Source organism: Vibrio sp. 1978 (genome assembly GCF_033344345.1).
This window is the reverse complement of the sequence record NZ_JAWPOP010000004.1, coordinates 147,603-164,427: the sequence shown is the minus strand read 5'-3', so window position 1 is coordinate 164,427 and position 16,825 is coordinate 147,603. Positions and strand designations below refer to the sequence as shown.

The following is a 16,825-nucleotide window of genomic DNA, read 5'->3' as shown; positions in this document are numbered from 1 at the left end:
TTAATAACAATGTCGTTGGCTTATTGAAAAACGCGCAGAGTGCGCGTTTTTTTATGGCTACAGAAGCGATATCTGTTGTCATCCTAGGGGTAGCTTAGAGTTAGCCAGCGACTTATATACTCATCTCGTCACTTTACTGAGACTGTAACTTCGCTCGAATGAACTCGCTGTGATCAACATAGAGTAGCTCTGCTGTTTTACGGATCACCGCGTCTTCTAGCGGGTCAATTTCGCCGTCTGCGTAAGCGACTTCCCACATGCTTTTGATTAAGTTGTAACGAGTTTCTTGAGTCAGTTCTCTTAGTTGAGAGGTAAAGTCGTACAGCGAAGCGGAATCTTTTATTTTCTGTTGCGCTTGCTCTAACAAAGTATTTGATTCTTCTTCATTTAACGAAAGCAGTTTCATCAATAAAGAGCGCTTTGTTTCTTGTTCTCTATCATCGACACTATGGTCTGCACCAGAAACTTCACAAAGCAAACACGCGATAGCCATGTTAGGGGAAAGTGTGTTGGTTTGGCTTAAATCAGAGCCATCAATGAGTTGTTTAAATAATGATGTGAGAGAATTAAACATAATGAACACCGAGCTATTGTTTATTTGGTTAACATGGTAATAAATACGGAAGATCTCAAGGTGCGATACCAAATTTAGCACGCCGTTGACATTTAAGCACGGCCACTTTCTCCCCAAAAAACCTAAACTCCTGAGTTAGTTCAAGGTGACTTGCCTCTTACAAAGGGCAAGTCATTTTGGGATTGATACTCAGCTTTCAGCACGTGTCGGTGGAAAATGAACTTCGTCACCATCACTCGTCAGAATACTAATTTGACTTGGTTTGCCTTCATCATCAAGACGTAGCTCACCAATGGCACTATGGTTAACCAAGCGATAAAAGTTGTGCGTACTTGGTGCGCGTTTGTAAATCTTGAGTCGTTTACGTTTTGTGAACCAGTTTAAAGGTGAGCGAGGGCTGTATAGCAGTCTATCTAGGCCATCACAAATATTGAGCAGTTGTGTAGGGAACTGATTTTTAATTCCACTACAGGTGATTTGATAGATATTCGGACTGTTTTTTCGATAGCGGAGCTTAATATCGTATGCAAAAGAGTAGTGTACGTCGCCAGAGAGAATAACAAAGTTAGTTGGTGTCTTTGTGTGTGTGAAAATACTAATAAGAGTATTCGCACTTCCGGGGTGAGCCATCCAGTTTTCAGCATCAACCATCAATGGTTTACCAAGCATGGTCACCACACGTTGTAGTGCTTCGATAAATTTCACACCAAACATTGGCGCGGCAGAAACAATAACAACTTTGTCTTGGTGCACGAGTTCTTGGTGGAACTCAATCATCGCTTCCCAGTCCATTAAGCCAGAAGGTTTGTTCATTTTAGACTCAGAACGCCAGCGTCTGGTTCGTGTATCTAGCACGACAACTTTTGGTGTCGTAGGAATGGTGTAGTGCCAATTCTCAAAGCGATACAAATATTGAATAAATGCATCTTGGGTTTGCGAGGTTCGCTCATCGATAAAGCGTTGAGCGAGGCTCATAAATTCATCATTGAATTTTTCTGGCGCATTTCCCCAACCTTGGCAAAGCCAGTAAGCAATCAAGCTATTACCGATAATGCGTTTTGCAAACGTGTTGCTGTATGCGGCTTGTTCCCAGCCTATGGTGAGATTCCAATCGTCGGTGACATCGTGATCATCAAAAATCATATAGGTTGGAATGTGAGCGAGTAAGCGTTGAACCTTGTCCAGACCTGCGACGAATTTATCAATTTGCTTTTTTTCTTCGCGCCATTGCTGCTGCCATTTGGGTTCAAGAACTTCTCCGCCGACAGTAAATTCGTTTTCTAACAAACGATCCGTTCGAACAAGCTTCCACAAGGTCGGAGACCAAACCAATAAGTACATTGCAAAGCACTCAGCAAAGCTTATTAGGTGATTCTCACACTCTTTGGCGCTGAATATTGGTGTCCCTCGGTGTGGAAAAAACTTACTTAGTAAACTGTCATCACTCACATAATGAGGCAACAATTTATCTCGACCATAATAGCAAGCAGGGTGTTGGTAGAGCTCATTGGTATTTTTTATCGGAGCTTGATCGAATTCTTCGCCTGGCAAACCCAATAAAGCTATGACTTGCTCAATGGCATCGAGAGTGGGGCCTGCAACATGGTCTGCATAGATTTGATCACCACTCATGATGAGCATATCCGGTCTTTCTTCAATGGATTGAGACGCGATTTTATGATCCGCAGCGACCAATGTATCATCACTGAAGTGATGGGGATTACGGCAAGAGCCATGTAGGAGATAATCCGCTTTTTCACTAACGAGGAACTCAATACCCAAGTTTGGCGTATTATCTCGCTCATAAGTCAGGTGAGGGAGCAGTTCCGTCACTAATCCATATTGCGTTTTTATTTGATAGCGTAACGCTTGATGGGTTGGAAACTCGCCTTCTAATTTAAGTAAGCAACACCACGCATTGAGGCCGATTTGAAGCTGTTCTTTTTGTTCACTTAAAGGGGCTTGATAAAGGATGGAGGCATTTTCATCCGTAATTTGCACCATACCCTCCAAGCGTTGGGTGGTGACTAGCCAAATATTGATTTCAGTTGCGGTCACTTTACGTAGGATCGGACCTGCAACGACAAGAGGAAGTGAAGAAATTTCAGTCGTGTTCATCAATGCTGGCAAAACGGCTCCTTATGTGTCAGCTTCTTCTTCTAATATTTCGATAACTTGCGAGCTACTAAGTTCATGTCCCATAAGGAACAAACCAAGCATCGCATCGGCTTTTGACGCGTTATTACTGTCTTCATCCAAAATTTGCTGAAGCCGAGTTCTAATTAGGTCGATTTCGTGTTCGACGAAGCCACGCCCTTCTTCGTCACCTTGACCATCTTCTGGTGCATTATCAAAGTGCAAAAACAACATGTCACCATCGAGTTGAGTCCCTATCAACCTCTCTGGCAGCCATGCTTCTCCCATCACAATGTCTGGGTCTGTGTCTGCGGGTAAATGATTCAAGGTAGAGATGAGTTCTGATGCTTTCACTTTTTACTTCATTATGTTTGATTTAGAACTAAGCTAGAGTTTAAGCGCTTGTTGTAATGGTAAAATATTCGCAAACAAGCTCACCTAGTCGTGCAATATTAATATGATCTTGGGACTCAAACTGTCACGAGGATGACAACATTTGCCATTGTAACGGCTATCATCAGCAGAACATAAGCTTTTAATGGCAAATCATTGATGTTTGCCTGCTTCTCAACCAACATTTTTCGAACTCATGAAGAGATTAATTCTAACAACACTCGCTTTACCTTTAGCTGCGGCAGTTTCTTCTGCGCATGGTGCAGACGAACAAACGTGGGGGATTGCTGCGATGTATCGCACAGCATCGATTCCGTTTTACACCGCCGATAATGACTCTACGGTGAGTACATTTGTACCAATGATGTTCTTTGAAAACGAACATGTGTATATCAATGGCATTGAAGGTGGCGCTTTTTTGTATAACGAGAGTGATTCCGACTGGCGCGCGAGCGCACTCATGCGATTGAGATTTGTCGATATTCCCATGTCGCTACAAAATGCTAATGAAGGGGACAGAGTCGATTTCGGTGGGCAAGTGCGTTATAGCATTAACGACACTTGGCGCGCAGAAGTAGAGTTGATGACGGACGACGAACTCCAGTTTCACTCTAATTACCGCCTTGCTGCCAATTATGTATTTGGTGATTGGGAATTAGAGCCATCGATTACGATTCGATACAAAGACGCTGATTTCAATAGTGAATATTATTCCTTTAAGGATATTACTGGCGAGAGAATTGGAGCTGGGCTTGACACCAATCTTGGTATTAAAGCGCGTTACCATGTAACTTCAAATTTGTATTTATTGGGTGAGACGAGTGTTACTCGCTTAGATGATAACGCCTACAACAGTCAGCTTGTAGAAGATCGATATCAGGGAGAAGTGTTTGTCGGTTTTGGCTTTTTCAACGATAAAAGCAAAGCTCCGAAACCGACACTGAGCAATAAAGCATATCTACGTATTGCGCATGGTTGGGCGACGCCTTCGAACATCGGTGAAATATTTAGCTTTGAGAGAGAAAAAGACCCATACGACAATCAACTTACTTCATTGTTTTATGGGCATCCATTAACGGATGAGCTGTTTGGTTTTCCTCTTGATATTTATTTAACGCCAGGGTTGGTTCATCACTGGTCGTCCAGTGTTCAGTCTGCGAGCACAGAATACGTCATGGCGATTAAGGCTTATTATACGGTTAATTGGCCTACGACTTGGCGATTTGGTGTAGCGGAAGGTGTGTCATACATTGATAGCATTACCTATATTGAAGGCACAGAAATGGAAGACAAGGGTTATACACCAAGCAAGTTGCTCAACTACTTAGATTTCTCGTTTGATGTCAATGTAGGCGATCTCTTCAACCAAAAGAGCTGGAACAATATGTGGGTGGGCTATTCATTGCATCACCGCTCGGCGATTTTTGAAAGCGCTTCCCAGTTTGGGCGAATTAAAGGTGGGAGTAACTACAATACTATTTATTTCCAGTTCGAGTTTTAGCGCATCGCGAGATGCATATAAGTCGGATTTGCAACTGACTTATTTATCGCCCATTATGAGTAATGATGAATAATACTATGCTGCTTTCAACGAGAAATTTCGTATATCGTGCCAGAGTTAAGGCTGTTTGTGATGCATCTGATGAATCGGATGGGATGAGCACCATGAGTATCGACTCCTCATTCAATCTTCAAATTGAAGCGATAAATTGTACCAACGCTGAATTTGCCAAACGCTTTTTTGCCATTCACGGAGAAGGGCACTTGGAGGGCGATGAATGGTTGGTGTTGTACGTCAACTCTCTTGACGTTAAGGCGGGAGACAATATAGAAATCCGTAGCGATGTCGCGTTTAATGCGATGATCGAGAATATGATAAGCGAAGCTGAGCGGTCTTTAGAAAAAGTCTACCTTGATGCAATACGCAACTTGGAGAAAGTGAATCGTTTTTGACGATGTAAGAGACCCTATAAATACGATTAAGGCATCAGGATCCAAAAAGGGATTGGCGCGAACCAATCCCTTTTGTATTCTGGTTTATTCTAACTTACGCCATTGTTGCAAGTTGGCTTTGCGCTTCTGAAATGCCTTTTGCAGCCGCATCTTCACCCATGTTTAGCGCTTCTGCGTAAACAAATTCCACATCAGTGATTCCTACAAAACCCAGCACAGTGCGTAGGTATGGCGTAACGTTGTCAGTTGGTGAATCTTTATGGATACCACCGCGAGTCGTTACTACAATCGCCTTTTTACCTTCAATCAAACCTTGAACGCCGTTTTCTGTGTATTTGAATGTCACGCCTGCACGAGCAATCAAATCAATCCAGTTTTTAAGCTGAGTCGGGATGGTGAAGTTGTACATTGGAGCGGCAATAACCAAAGTGTCTGCGGCCTTTACTTCTTCAATAAGGGTGTCAGACAAGTCGACCACCGCTTGCTGTTCTTGTGAAAGATCTTCCGTAGCGCGCAGTGCAGTCGCAACGGCGAAGTCCAAAACAGGTAGAGGGTTTGCAGCCAAATCACGAACAGTAAGCTTGTCTTGGTCTACATTTTTGATGAAGTTTTCAACCAATTTGTTTGATTGAGAGTAATCGCCAAGGATGCTTGATTTTAGAGCTAGTACACGAGACATAATGGTTATTCCTTAAATAAGTGCTTTCGACTATGGGAGCTATTATAAGCAACGTAAGTGAGTTCAAAAGCCTAGCGATTCGCTGAACATGTTCGAAAAAATTGAATGAGCTTTCGGTTATCTTGTTACAGATCTTGTGTGATACAATCCGCGCAGTTTTTGTAATGAAAAGAATAGGAAACGCTTTGACTTCGTCACAGCCCCCAAAAAAGAATCTAGCTGAAGAGCAAGCGACACCGTCAAATGGTGCGCAAAAAGCGACAGCGAAACAAGCTCAAACACCTCAGGCTCAAGTGAATAGTGCTGCATCTCTGCGTAAAGCGCTGAATCAGTGCATGATGCGCGACCGTTTCCGCTTGAGTAAACGTATTTCTGGTGCAAGCAAAATTAAGAAGGACGCAGCGCGTAATGCTGTGTTCGACGAAATCGCATTAGACATCGCCCAATCCATGATGGTTGTGGAGCAACGTAGTAGCTACAAACCAACGATTGAATACCCTGAAATTCTTCCAGTCAGCCAAAAACGCGACGATATTGCGAAAGCGATCGAAGAAAACCAAGTGGTTATCGTCGCGGGTGAAACCGGTTCAGGTAAAACCACTCAGCTACCCAAAATCTGTGCTGAGCTTGGTCGCGGTAAATTTGGTCTGATTGGTCATACTCAGCCTCGTCGTCTTGCAGCGCGTTCGGTTGCTAACCGTATTGCCGAAGAGATGGAAACCAAGCTTGGTGAGTTTGTTGGTTACAAGGTTCGATTCAACGATCAGATCTCTGAAAATACCCAAATCAAATTGATGACGGACGGTATCTTGCTAGCTGAAATTCAGCATGACCGTTTCTTGAATCAATACGACACCATCATTATCGATGAAGCGCACGAGCGCAGCCTCAACATCGATTTCATCTTGGGTTACTTGAAAGAGTTGCTGCCACGTCGTCCTGATTTGAAAGTGATCATCACGTCGGCAACCATCGACCCAGAACGCTTCTCAAAACACTTCAACAATGCACCAATCATTGAAGTATCGGGTCGTACTTACCCAGTAGAAACACGTTACCGCCCACTAAGCGGTGATGACGACAATGATCGTGACCAGCTTGAAGGCATCTTCGAAGCGGTAGATGAACTGTGCGATGAAGGTTTAGGTGACATCCTGATTTTCATGAACGGTGAACGTGAAATCCGTGATACCGCAGATGCATTGTCCAAACGTAATCTGAAGAGCACGGAAATTGTGCCGCTTTACGCACGTTTGTCGGCAGGTGAGCAGAATAAGATTTTCCAACCTCACACTGGTCGCCGAATTGTACTGGCAACCAACGTGGCAGAAACCTCGCTAACTGTTCCGGGCATTAAATACGTTATCGACCCGGGTACGGCGCGTATCAGTCGATACAGTTACCGTACTAAGGTTCAGCGTCTTCCAATCGAGCCAGTTTCTCAGGCGAGTGCGAACCAGCGTAAAGGTCGTTGTGGTCGTGTGGAAGAGGGTATCTGTATTCGTCTGTACTCAGAGGAAGATTTTGAGTCGCGCCCAGAGTTTACTGATCCTGAAATCCTGCGTACCAACCTAGCGTCGGTTATCTTGCAAATGACGGCACTTGGTTTGGGTGATATTCAAGCGTTTCCATTTGTGGAAGCACCGGATAAACGTAACATCCAAGACGGCGTACGTTTGCTGGAAGAGCTTGGTGCGATTAACTCTGAGGTAAAAGACCCGAAAAAACGCCTGACTTCCATTGGTCGCCAATTAGCGCGTTTGCCAATCGATCCGCGCTTGGCGCGTATGGTATTGGAAGCACCAAAATATGGTGCGCTTAAAGAAGTGATGATCATTGCAGCGGCCTTGTCGATTCAAGATCCACGCGAGCGTCCTTCCGACAAACAACAATCGTCAGACGATAAACATCGTCGCTTCTTCCATGAAGAGTCGGACTTCCTGACATTTGTGAATTTGTGGGAATACATCCAAAAGCAGCAAAAAGCCTTGTCTAGCAATCAGTTCCGCAAACAGTGTAAGCAAGACTATTTGAACTACTTGCGCGTTCGCGAGTGGCAAGACGTGTACTTCCAAATTCATCAGTCGATGCGTGAGATGGAGTTCAAGCTTAACGATGAGCCCGCTTCTTACCATGGCGTACACAGTGCCATTTTGGTTGGTTTGCTGTCGCACATCGGCATGAAAGACCAAGAAAAGAATGAATATCAAGGCGCGCGTAATGCTCGTTTCCATATCTTCCCTGCATCAGGTCTATTCAAGAAACAGCCTAAGTGGATCATGTCTGCTGAGTTGGTGGAAACCTCAAAACTTTGGGGTCGTATCATCGCAAAGATTCAGCCAGAATGGATTGAACCGTTAGCTAAACACCTTATTAAACGTAGTTACAGCGAACCACATTGGTCGAAGAAACGCGCTGCGGTGATGGCGCACGAAAAAGTGATGCTTTACGGCGTACCAATCGTACCGAAACGCTTGGTCAACTACGGCAGTATCGATTCGACCGTAAGTCGCGAAATCTTCATTCGTAGTGCATTGGTTGAGGGGGAATGGGAAACCAAACACGCGTTCTTTAAGCAAAACCGTAAGCTTCTGCAAGAAGTGGAAGAGCTTGAGCATAAATCTCGTCGTCGTGACATCTTGGTGGATGATGATGAGCTGTTTGATTTCTATGACCAACGTGTTGGTACTGAAGTCGTTTCTGGCAAACACTTCGATACGTGGTGGAAAAAGGCATCTAAAGAAAATCCGGAACTGCTGAACTTTGAAAAAGAGATGCTGTTCAAGGGTGATGCTAGCCATGTGACCGATTTGGATTACCCGAACTTCTGGCATCAAAATGGTTTGAAGCTCAAATTGAGTTACCAATTTGAACCAGGCGATGATAGTGACGGTGTCACAGTGCATTTGCCGTTGCCGATTTTAAACCAAGTTGAACCAGCGGGTTTTGATTGGCAGATCCCAGGTTTACGCCATGAGCTTGTGGTTAGCTTGATTAAATCGTTGCCAAAGACAATTCGTAAGAACTTTGTGCCTGCGCCAAACTATGCCGATGCATTCTTAGCACGTGTCACGCCAATGGAAGCGCCGCTGCTAGATTCATTAGAGAAAGAGTTGCGACGCATGACGGGCGTAGAGGTACTGCGTGAAGACTGGAACTTGGAACAAGTACCTGAGCACTTGAAAGTCACGTTCCGCGCGGTTGATCATCGAAATCGTAAACTGAAGGAACATAAAGACCTTCATGAACTGAAAGAAAGTTTGAAAGACAAAGTTCAAGAAACGCTTTCCAAAGTTGCGGATGACGATATCGAACAGCAAGGTCTGCATACGTGGAGTTTTGGCGAATTGCCGAAAGTGTATCAACAAAAACGTGGCGGCTACGATGTAAAAGCGTATCCGGCGCTTGTTGATAGCAAAGACAGCGTTGAAATCAAACTCTACGAAACCGAATTTGAGCAGATCACCGCAATGCGCGCTGGCCAGCGTCGTTTGATTTTGTTGAATGTACCGTCTCCAATTAAATATTTGCACGCTAACTTACCGAACAAATCGAAGTTGGGGTTGTATTTTAACCCTTACGGCAAGGTGCTTGATCTGATAGATGACTGCATTGCCTGCGGTGTCGATAAGCTTATTGAAGAGCAGGGTGGTTTAGTTTGGGAGCCAGAGAAGTTCGAAGCGTTGAAAGAACACGTTCGTGCTGAATTGGGTGACACCGTTGTAGAGATCGCTCAACAGGTTGAGACTATTCTGACCACGGCGTTTAGCATCAATAAGAAGCTAAAAGGCAAGATCGACTTCACAATGGCGTTTGCTCTGTCCGATATCAAAGCACAAATTGAAGGCTTGATCTTCAAAGGCTTTGCAACGGAATGTGGCTGGAAGCGCTTGCCGGATATTCTTCGCTACATGCGCGCGATAGAGCGCCGTATGGAGAAGTTGCCAATCGATCCAAACAAAGATCGTTTACATATGCTGAAGATTGAATCTGTGACTCAAGACTATAAAGAGTTGCTGAACAAGATCCCGAAAGGTGTGGCCATTCCTGAAAATGTAAAAGAAGTGCGTTGGATGATTGAAGAACTTCGCGTGAGTTACTTTGCTCAACAATTAGGCACTCCTTATCCTGTTTCTGATAAACGAGTCAAAAACGCGATTGATGCTTGCTAATCAACCAGTAAAATAGTGTCAGATTTGTAATTATCGCTTAAGAAGTTGCTGGTACACTAATTGCTAGTAACTCAATAAGCATTATTTTTTAGTTCCGGGAGGCAATAGTTCGCCTCCCTTTATTTGTAGTACCAACGACTGAGTTATGCAGACGTGGGAATAATAAAGAGTAAAGGTAGATGATGAAAAAAACTCTATTAGCAGTGGCGCTACTTGGCGCATCTTCTGCGGCAATGGCGGATTCTTGGATTTACGGTGGTGCAACAGTAGGTCAGTCTGACTACAAAGGTGAAACGGACACATCATACTCTGTTCACGTTGGTACAGGCATTCTACCTATCATTGGTGTTGAAGCTGGTGTAACACAACACGGTGAGTTCAACGTAAATGGTCAAGACACTAAGCTAACTTCTTACTACGCAGCACTTAAGCCAAGCATCGACTTCGGTCCGCTACACGTGTACGCAAAAGGTGGTTTCCATCAGTGGGACAAAAAAGTGAAAGGCGGCAAAGACGATGACGATTTGGACCTAATGTACGGTGTGGGTGCTGAGTACTTCATTTTTGGCCCAATGTCTGTTGGTGCTAGCTACATGAACTACACTGCTGGTAAAGACGATATCAGCACGTTCTCTGTTAACGCAACACTACATTTCCTATAAGCGTCAAGCTTTCTAACACCATATGAAACACACCGGCTTTATGTCGGTGTTTTTTTGTCTGGAAGTCACAAAACAAAAGTTGAACATAAATTATTCACTTTTAGAGTCTTAAAATGCCTATGCTTTCCAATATATAGTGGCGATTAAATGCGCATATTTGCGTAATGTTTCGCTTAGGAATCGATCAGGAAGGGATAGTATGAAAAAAACACTCTCGTTATTCGCTCTAACGTTGTGCTCAACGTCAGCAATGGCTGACTCTTGGATTTACGCTGGTGGTCAAATTGGTCAGTCCGATATCGACAGCGAAAATGATACAACTTATGGTATTCATGTCGGTACTGGTATTTTGCCATTCATTGGCATTGAAGCAGGCTACTTTAACCACGGCAAAGTGGATTTATCTTTGAGTGGCAGCAGGGGTAGTGCTGATTTTGATTCATTCTATTTAGCGGCGAAACCTAGTATCGACTTCGGCCCGTTACACGTTTACGCAAAAGGCGGCATCAATGCATTCAACGTTGATTATGACGGCGGACTGAGAAACTTAGACAAAGATGATGGCGTCTCTTACATGTATGGTGTTGGTGCCGAATACTTCTTGCTTGACAATGTGTCTGTGGGCGCGAGTTATCAAGCGTTTGGCGTGGATATTGAAGGCGATAGCGATACCGTTAGCAGCGTAACAGGGAACATCACCTTCCATTTCTTATAACGCTCGCTGGATGAAAGGTTTGCTGATTTGGTTTCGTCGTTAATTGTGAAACCAAATCAGCGCAGGTCTTCTCTATTTGCGCTGTGACTGGCTATGAACTTAAGTCTTTCTTGTGTCTTTTCTAGTCTACAACCTACGACAAAATCAATCGTTAGACCTCATAATTTTTGTGTTGATATTATTTCCCCTTCATCTGTCTCGAATTGAGCTTAAAATGCAATAAATCACGACTTTTTGCAAAAATATGTGATTGCTGCTAAAATTTGTCCCGCTTTAAAACTTTAGAGTTCAAATTAATGGAGGGCGGTATTGGAGTTCTTCTCACCTGAGGGGCGTTTCAAATTCACGTTAAATTTGTATTTATGGATAATGCATTTAAAAAATATAGTATTGATACAACCGATTATCAGGTTGGACAGGATAACGTTCAAAAGTGGGGATTCGATATACATAACCCGGTTTTTGGCATTAGTGCGGGGCTCGTTGTTTTCTGTCTGATTTCACTTCTTCTTGTTGAGCCAACCACTGCTCGTGACGTATTAAACGGTCTAAAAAACGGAATTATCGAACAGTTTGATGCGTTTTTTATGTGGTCGACAAACTTCTTCTTATTGTTCGCCGTTGCTCTTCTTTTTTCTCCGCTAGGTAAAATCCGCTTAGGTGGCAAAGAAGCAACGCCGGATCACTCAACCGTTTCTTGGTTGTCGATGCTTTTCGCCGCGGGTATGGGTATTGGTCTTCTGTTCTGGAGTGTGGCTGAGCCGACCGCGTATTTCACTGATTGGTGGGGAATGCCACTTAACGCAGTACCATACACCGAAGAAGCAAAATCCCTTGCGATGGGTGCCACTATGTTCCACTGGGGTGTGCATGGTTGGAGTATTTACGCACTCGTTGCACTAGCATTAGCGTTTTTTGCCTTTAACAAAGGTTTACCACTTTCATTGCGCGCGGCGTTCTATCCAATTTTTGGTGACCGTGCATGGGGTTGGTTAGGTCACGTTATTGATATCCTTGCCGTTTTGTCGACGCTATTTGGTCTTGCAACGTCGCTAGGTCTAGGTGCTCAGCAGGCGACCAGTGGTATTAACCATGTCTTTGGTCTAGAAGGCGGCATTGGTACACAAATGATTGTGATCACCTTCGTTACCTTTATCGCGGTGTTATCAGTGATTCGTGGCATTGATGGTGGTGTTAAGCTACTGAGTAACGTCAATATGGTGGTTGCGTTTGCGCTGCTTATTTTCATTACCTTCATCACGTTTGATACGGCGTGGAGCTCGCTACGCGACACAACAATGGCTTACATTGAAAATATTATTCCATTGAGTAACCCTCACGGTCGTGAAGATGAAACTTGGATGCACGGCTGGACGGTATTCTACTGGGCTTGGTGGGTATCTTGGTCACCGTTTGTTGGTATGTTTATCGCGCGTGTGTCTAAAGGTCGTACGGTTCGAGAATTCTTATTCGCAGTCATCGTTATTCCTACAGTTGTTACTTTGATTTGGATGTCTGTGTTTGGTGGTATCGCGCTTGACCAAGTGGTGAATAAAGTTGGTGAGCTAGGTGCAAATGGCCTAACTGATATTTCATTGACTCTGTTCCATGTTTACGATGCGCTTCCGTACAGCTCAGTGATTTCAATGCTTTCTATCGTGCTGATTCTGGTATTCTTTATTACATCGTCAGACTCTGGCTCGCTGGTTATCGATAGTATTACCGCCGGTGGTAAGATTGATGCACCAGTACCGCAACGCATTTTCTGGGCGTGTATTGAAGGTGCAATTGCAGCCGTAATGCTTTGGGTTGGTGGTAAAGAAGCCCTGCAAGCATTGCAATCAGGCGTTGTTGCAACAGGATTACCGTTTACTTTTGTTCTGCTGTTGATGTGTGTCAGTTTGGTGAAAGGGTTAAGAACTGAACTGCCAGCTTACAAATAAATACAACGCGATCCATGATTGAGTTTAAATGCCGAGCCTAATGTGCTCGGCATTTTTTATTTCTACTTTTCTTTTCCAATAATTTCGTTACAGTTTAGGCTTATTTCCACCTCATTAAACTGCATTATGTCACTGGCTAAACTCATTCTTATTCGTGGACTTCCGGGTTCAGGTAAAACAACCTTAGCAAAACAACTGGCAATAGAGCTTGGTGCTAAGCATTTTGAAGCTGACATGTATTTTGAAAATGATGAAGGTGATTATCACTTTGAACCGGTTCAATTACCTCAAGCGCATGAGTGGTGTTTTCAGCAAACTAGAAAGTGGTTGAACAAAGGGAGAGTCGTGATTGTGAGCAATACGTTTGTTCGACATTGGGAGATGAAGCGTTACATGGACTACTGCATGAAGAAGCGCATCGAGGTGGAAATTAAAGTGTGTCACGGAGCGTATCAAAGCATTCATGACGTGCCACCAGCGACGATAGAAAAGATGCGCCGCCAGTGGCAAGAGTGACCGTTACCAGAACCGGAAGTTATTGACCTCGTCCGTCAATCATCACAACGAATGTTTTGCTCATGATTGAAAGGTCCATTGAAATCCAAGAGTAAAACGAACCTAAGCTTAGTGCGTAACTGTGGTCAAACCCAACTTTGCGTCTTACATCTTCAATGCATGCATCATAGCCTTGGTTAACCTGAGCTAAGCCTGTGATACCCGGTAACACGCCATATGTGCGCTCTACAAAATAGGGGATTTCATCTTCTAATTTCTGGTAGAAAGCTGGGCGTTCTGGGCGCGGCCCAATCATCGACATTTCACCTCTCAACACATTAAACAGTTGAGGTAGTTCATCTAAACGCGTTTTGCGTAAAAAGCGTCCTACTGGCGTGATGCGGGGATCATTTTCAGTTGCCCATACTGCGCCAGAGCGTTGCTCTGCATCAATATACATGGTGCGAAACTTCATGATTTGAAAAAGATCCATTTTTTCTGGTGTGCAGCGTCCTACTCGCAATTGGCGATAAATCACAGGGCCTTTCGATGTGGTTTTGATCGCTAGCGCGATAAATGGGAATAGTGGTGCAGTGACGACCAAAATAAGCATTGCAACCAGTACATCAAACGTTCTTTTTGCGTGGCATACATTTGAATCGTAGCGTGAGTTTTTCATGATGCTTTCCTTATTGGTTGACGCGTTTCCAACGTCCATTTTCCATTCCGAGCAAATACTTCATACCGCCGATAAAGTTGGCGAGATGACCAATGACGATGTAGCTAATCAGCTTAAAAGGTTTAATAGTGTTAAGTGCTGGCATTAAGTAAGTAATAAGCGCGATGCTGTAAATACCAACTTGTGCGAACAGCATTACTTGAAACAGCGGACTGTGTGCCAGTAGTAGTGAGCAAATAAAGCAAACAATCATCAAATAGGGTGTTGCTAAGCGCAGAACCTTTCCCGATAGAAATGCAAAGGCAGTGCCACGATAACGAGGTAGCAGTAATTTCTTTAATTGCATGAGCTGCTGCATGTTACCCGCTGAAATTCTTAGGCGTCGTTTGAAATCTGCGTCGTCTGAGCTTTGTTCGAGCTCAAGAGCCAGCATGTTTGGCTCGTAAATAGCGCTATAGCCTCGCAAAACGATTCTCATAGGGAGAATAAAGTCGTCATTAATGGTGCTAACTTCCAGTGGTTCAAATAAGTGAGTTCTGAAAGTGTAAAACGCACCGTGGGAACCAATCGTTGAACCTAACAAGGATTCTTGGTGCTTTACTCGAGACTGGTATTGCCAATACGCCGCTTCACCTTGGTTATTAGTGCTCATTATTTGATATGTTGCGTTAACCACTCCAACGTTCTCATTTTGATAATGCTGACTAGCTAGCAACAGAGAATCGCAAGAAATCAATGCCGACGTGTCACTCAGTGCGGTAATGTCCGAGCTAACATGACGCATTTCTTCGTTGAGTAGGGCAACTTTACCGCTATTGATTTGGTGATCATTAATAATGAACAGAGTATCAGAGCAGATTGCTTCTTGAATTGTCGCTTGAGCAATCTCGGCTGTGTTATCTGTGCAGCCATCACATGCGATCACTACTCTTAACTTATCCCTTGGGTAATCTAGGCTCGCAAGGTTACGGATCTTCTCTGCTATCCATTGTTCTTCATTGTAGGCGGGCACGATGACAGTAATAGAGGGTAGCTGGCTGTCTGTTTTGGAGGCTTTGTAAGCTCGCTCTACAAATGGTGCTTTGGTTTCGTCTTGCTGTTTTAAAGGAAGCCACTTAAGGAGCAGTGGATACCCAACGTGATGATAGACAATCAAAAACGCGGATAAACCAAACCCTATAATCCAAAGTAAATCATTCATAGCTAGCCTCCTTGGCCAAACGTGAGTAGCGACTCACCATGTCTCTGATATCAAAGTGTTTGAGAATAAAAGTTCGAGGAGAATGGTGTGATGATTCCAGTTGCTGTGATAACGCTTCGGCCAACGAAAACACGCGATTTGCTTCAACCAGTGTGCTGTTGTTCGGACAGAGCGTCTCTTTCACGCCGCCAACATCCGTCGCGACGCAAGGAATGTCACATGCTTGAGCCTCGAGGGTTGAGAGAGGAAATCCCTCTTGAAGTGATGGTAAGCAAAACAAGTCTAGGCTTTGGTAAAAGCTGGGCATATCGTCGACCAAGCCTAAAAAGGTTACTCGATCTTCAAGTTTTAACGTTCTAACTTGTGCTTCCAATTGAGCTCGCTGAGAACCATCTCCAGCAATGGCTAGGTGTGTGTTTGGCGTAAGATGAGAGAATGCTTCGATAAGCACTTTATGGCCTTTAACTGCTTCTAGACGCCCGGCAACGCCAATCACGATTTTGTCGGTTGGAAGTTCAAACAAGTGTCTTGTTGCCGTTTGGTCACCGCTTTTAAACTTCTGACAGTCAATCCCGTTATGGATAGTACAAACTTTGCGATACTTTAACTTGGTCTGTATTTGATGGGCGACGAAGTTAGCATCGGCAACCACTTGCGGGCGAATCATCGTTAGCAAAAGGGACTGTAGTTGAGCTGATTTTTTGTTATTAAGGTGCCATGCGTCGTGCTCGGTATGAATCACTACAGGTACGTGCGCTAAACGTGCAGCAATACCACCATACAGAAGTGGGCCGATATGGTGAGTGTGGACCACGTCTGGTCGCATTCTTTTTATCATTGAAGTCAGTGTAGCGATGGTCTTCCCGCTGAATCCAGGTCTTTTATTAAGAAAGTGCAGTTGGCCTTGGTAGGGCAATAGTTTTTGCCAGCATTGCAGTGCTTGCGCTTTGCTTCCCTCTAAACTTACGACAAAAACGGAATGGTTTGGCTGCGCAAAACGAAGCATTTCTAGTACGAGCGTTTCTAAGCCGCCAGGAGCTAAGTGCTGCACGACGTGTAATATCACTTTTTTGCTGTGCTTAGTGTTATTGTGCTTTTGTCTGACTTCCATTTTCAAACCCTCGTTGAGTTCTTTGTTTATTTAGGAATTGCAGACAACGTGCCAAGAAATTAAACATTTAAAAACAATAAGTTAGCTTCAGTTCTTGTGAGGTTCTATGTTT

Annotated in this window: 14 protein-coding genes; 7 read left to right on the top strand and 7 right to left on the bottom strand. The window is 44.0% G+C overall.

Annotated elements, in window-relative coordinates:
- Positions 1–133: 133 nt before the first annotated feature.
- The 3 genes from R8N49_RS05990 to R8N49_RS05980 all read right to left on the bottom strand — a co-directional run bounded on the left by R8N49_RS05990 (position 134) and on the right by R8N49_RS05980 (position 3,064).
- On the bottom strand, positions 134–574 hold the full coding sequence (locus R8N49_RS05990; protein ID WP_017820644.1) for a TerB family tellurite resistance protein: 441 nt from the start codon (positions 572–574) through the stop codon (positions 134–136).
- 189 nt (positions 575–763) lie between these two features.
- Positions 764–2,704 (bottom strand): alkaline phosphatase D family protein, encoded by a 1,941-nt coding sequence (locus R8N49_RS05985; RefSeq protein ID WP_033905249.1) that lies wholly within the window; start codon positions 2,702–2,704, stop codon positions 764–766.
- Positions 2,705–2,713: 9 nt separating this feature from the next.
- Positions 2,714–3,064, bottom strand: a complete 351-nt coding sequence (locus R8N49_RS05980) for a hypothetical protein (protein WP_017634942.1) — start codon at positions 3,062–3,064, stop codon at positions 2,714–2,716.
- Between the two features lie 235 nt (positions 3,065–3,299).
- Between R8N49_RS05980 and R8N49_RS05975 the strand changes: the two genes are divergently transcribed.
- Positions 3,300–4,604: a MipA/OmpV family protein gene (locus tag R8N49_RS05975; protein ID WP_033905356.1), complete on the top strand. Its 1,305-nt coding sequence runs from the start codon at positions 3,300–3,302 to the stop codon at positions 4,602–4,604.
- Between the two features lie 62 nt (positions 4,605–4,666).
- Positions 4,667–5,056: a hypothetical protein gene (locus tag R8N49_RS05970; protein ID WP_236147214.1), complete on the top strand. Its 390-nt coding sequence runs from the start codon at positions 4,667–4,669 to the stop codon at positions 5,054–5,056.
- 94 nt (positions 5,057–5,150) lie between these two features.
- On the opposite strand, the gene R8N49_RS05965 is transcribed toward R8N49_RS05970, so the two are convergent.
- Positions 5,151–5,735 (bottom strand): FMN-dependent NADH-azoreductase, encoded by a 585-nt coding sequence (locus tag R8N49_RS05965; protein WP_017820648.1) that lies wholly within the window; start codon positions 5,733–5,735, stop codon positions 5,151–5,153.
- A gap of 185 nt (positions 5,736–5,920) precedes the next feature.
- Between R8N49_RS05965 and hrpA the strand changes: the two genes are divergently transcribed.
- The 5 genes from hrpA to R8N49_RS05940 all read left to right on the top strand — a co-directional run bounded on the left by hrpA (position 5,921) and on the right by R8N49_RS05940 (position 13,743).
- Positions 5,921–9,907 carry an ATP-dependent RNA helicase HrpA gene (gene hrpA, locus R8N49_RS05960; protein WP_005377665.1) on the top strand — a complete coding sequence of 1,329 codons (3,987 nt, stop codon included), beginning with the start codon at positions 5,921–5,923 and terminating at the stop codon, positions 9,905–9,907.
- Positions 9,908–10,089: 182 nt separating this feature from the next.
- A complete protein-coding gene (locus tag R8N49_RS05955; protein ID WP_021033871.1) occupies positions 10,090–10,569 on the top strand; it encodes an outer membrane beta-barrel protein in 480 nt (159 codons plus the stop codon).
- Between the two features lie 199 nt (positions 10,570–10,768).
- A complete protein-coding gene (locus R8N49_RS05950; RefSeq protein WP_005377661.1) occupies positions 10,769–11,284 on the top strand; it encodes an outer membrane beta-barrel protein in 516 nt (171 codons plus the stop codon).
- Between the two features lie 362 nt (positions 11,285–11,646).
- Positions 11,647–13,227 carry a BCCT family transporter gene (locus R8N49_RS05945; protein WP_005377659.1) on the top strand — a complete coding sequence of 527 codons (1,581 nt, stop codon included), beginning with the start codon at positions 11,647–11,649 and terminating at the stop codon, positions 13,225–13,227.
- Between the two features lie 126 nt (positions 13,228–13,353).
- Positions 13,354–13,743: an ATP-binding protein gene (locus R8N49_RS05940; protein ID WP_005377656.1), complete on the top strand. Its 390-nt coding sequence runs from the start codon at positions 13,354–13,356 to the stop codon at positions 13,741–13,743.
- Positions 13,744–13,762: 19 nt separating this feature from the next.
- On the opposite strand, the gene R8N49_RS05935 is transcribed toward R8N49_RS05940, so the two are convergent.
- The 3 genes from R8N49_RS05935 to R8N49_RS05925 are packed head-to-tail and all read right to left on the bottom strand — an operon-like array spanning position 13,763 to position 16,713.
- Positions 13,763–14,401, bottom strand: a complete 639-nt coding sequence (locus R8N49_RS05935) for a sugar transferase (protein WP_005377654.1) — start codon at positions 14,399–14,401, stop codon at positions 13,763–13,765.
- Between the two features lie 10 nt (positions 14,402–14,411).
- Positions 14,412–15,602, bottom strand: a complete 1,191-nt coding sequence (locus R8N49_RS05930; RefSeq protein WP_258489953.1) for a glycosyltransferase family 2 protein — start codon at positions 15,600–15,602, stop codon at positions 14,412–14,414.
- The gene (locus R8N49_RS05925) at positions 15,595–16,713 is read right to left on the bottom strand and encodes a glycosyltransferase (RefSeq protein WP_005377651.1); all 1,119 of its coding nucleotides are present in this window, start codon (positions 16,711–16,713) and stop codon (positions 15,595–15,597) included. The genes R8N49_RS05930 and R8N49_RS05925 overlap by 8 nt, the downstream gene beginning before the upstream one ends.
- Positions 16,714–16,825: the final 112 nt, after the last annotated feature.

What these genes read in the sequence shown, in the direction of transcription:
- R8N49_RS05930 (WP_258489953.1), bottom strand. Translation starts at nt 15,602, where the DNA reads ATGAATGATTTACTTTGGATTATAGGGTTTGGTTTATCCGCGTTTTTG.
- R8N49_RS05955 (WP_021033871.1), top strand. Translation starts at nt 10,090, where the DNA reads ATGAAAAAAACTCTATTAGCAGTGGCGCTACTTGGCGCATCTTCTGCG.
- R8N49_RS05935 (WP_005377654.1), bottom strand. Translation starts at nt 14,401, where the DNA reads ATGAAAAACTCACGCTACGATTCAAATGTATGCCACGCAAAAAGAACG.
- R8N49_RS05990 (WP_017820644.1), bottom strand. Translation starts at nt 574, where the DNA reads ATGTTTAATTCTCTCACATCATTATTTAAACAACTCATTGATGGCTCT.
- R8N49_RS05975 (WP_033905356.1), top strand. Translation starts at nt 3,300, where the DNA reads ATGAAGAGATTAATTCTAACAACACTCGCTTTACCTTTAGCTGCGGCA.
- R8N49_RS05945 (WP_005377659.1), top strand. Translation starts at nt 11,647, where the DNA reads ATGGATAATGCATTTAAAAAATATAGTATTGATACAACCGATTATCAG.
- R8N49_RS05925 (WP_005377651.1), bottom strand. Translation starts at nt 16,713, where the DNA reads ATGGAAGTCAGACAAAAGCACAATAACACTAAGCACAGCAAAAAAGTG.
- R8N49_RS05970 (WP_236147214.1), top strand. Translation starts at nt 4,667, where the DNA reads ATGATGAATAATACTATGCTGCTTTCAACGAGAAATTTCGTATATCGT.
- R8N49_RS05965 (WP_017820648.1), bottom strand. Translation starts at nt 5,735, where the DNA reads ATGTCTCGTGTACTAGCTCTAAAATCAAGCATCCTTGGCGATTACTCT.
- R8N49_RS05940 (WP_005377656.1), top strand. Translation starts at nt 13,354, where the DNA reads ATGTCACTGGCTAAACTCATTCTTATTCGTGGACTTCCGGGTTCAGGT.
- R8N49_RS05950 (WP_005377661.1), top strand. Translation starts at nt 10,769, where the DNA reads ATGAAAAAAACACTCTCGTTATTCGCTCTAACGTTGTGCTCAACGTCA.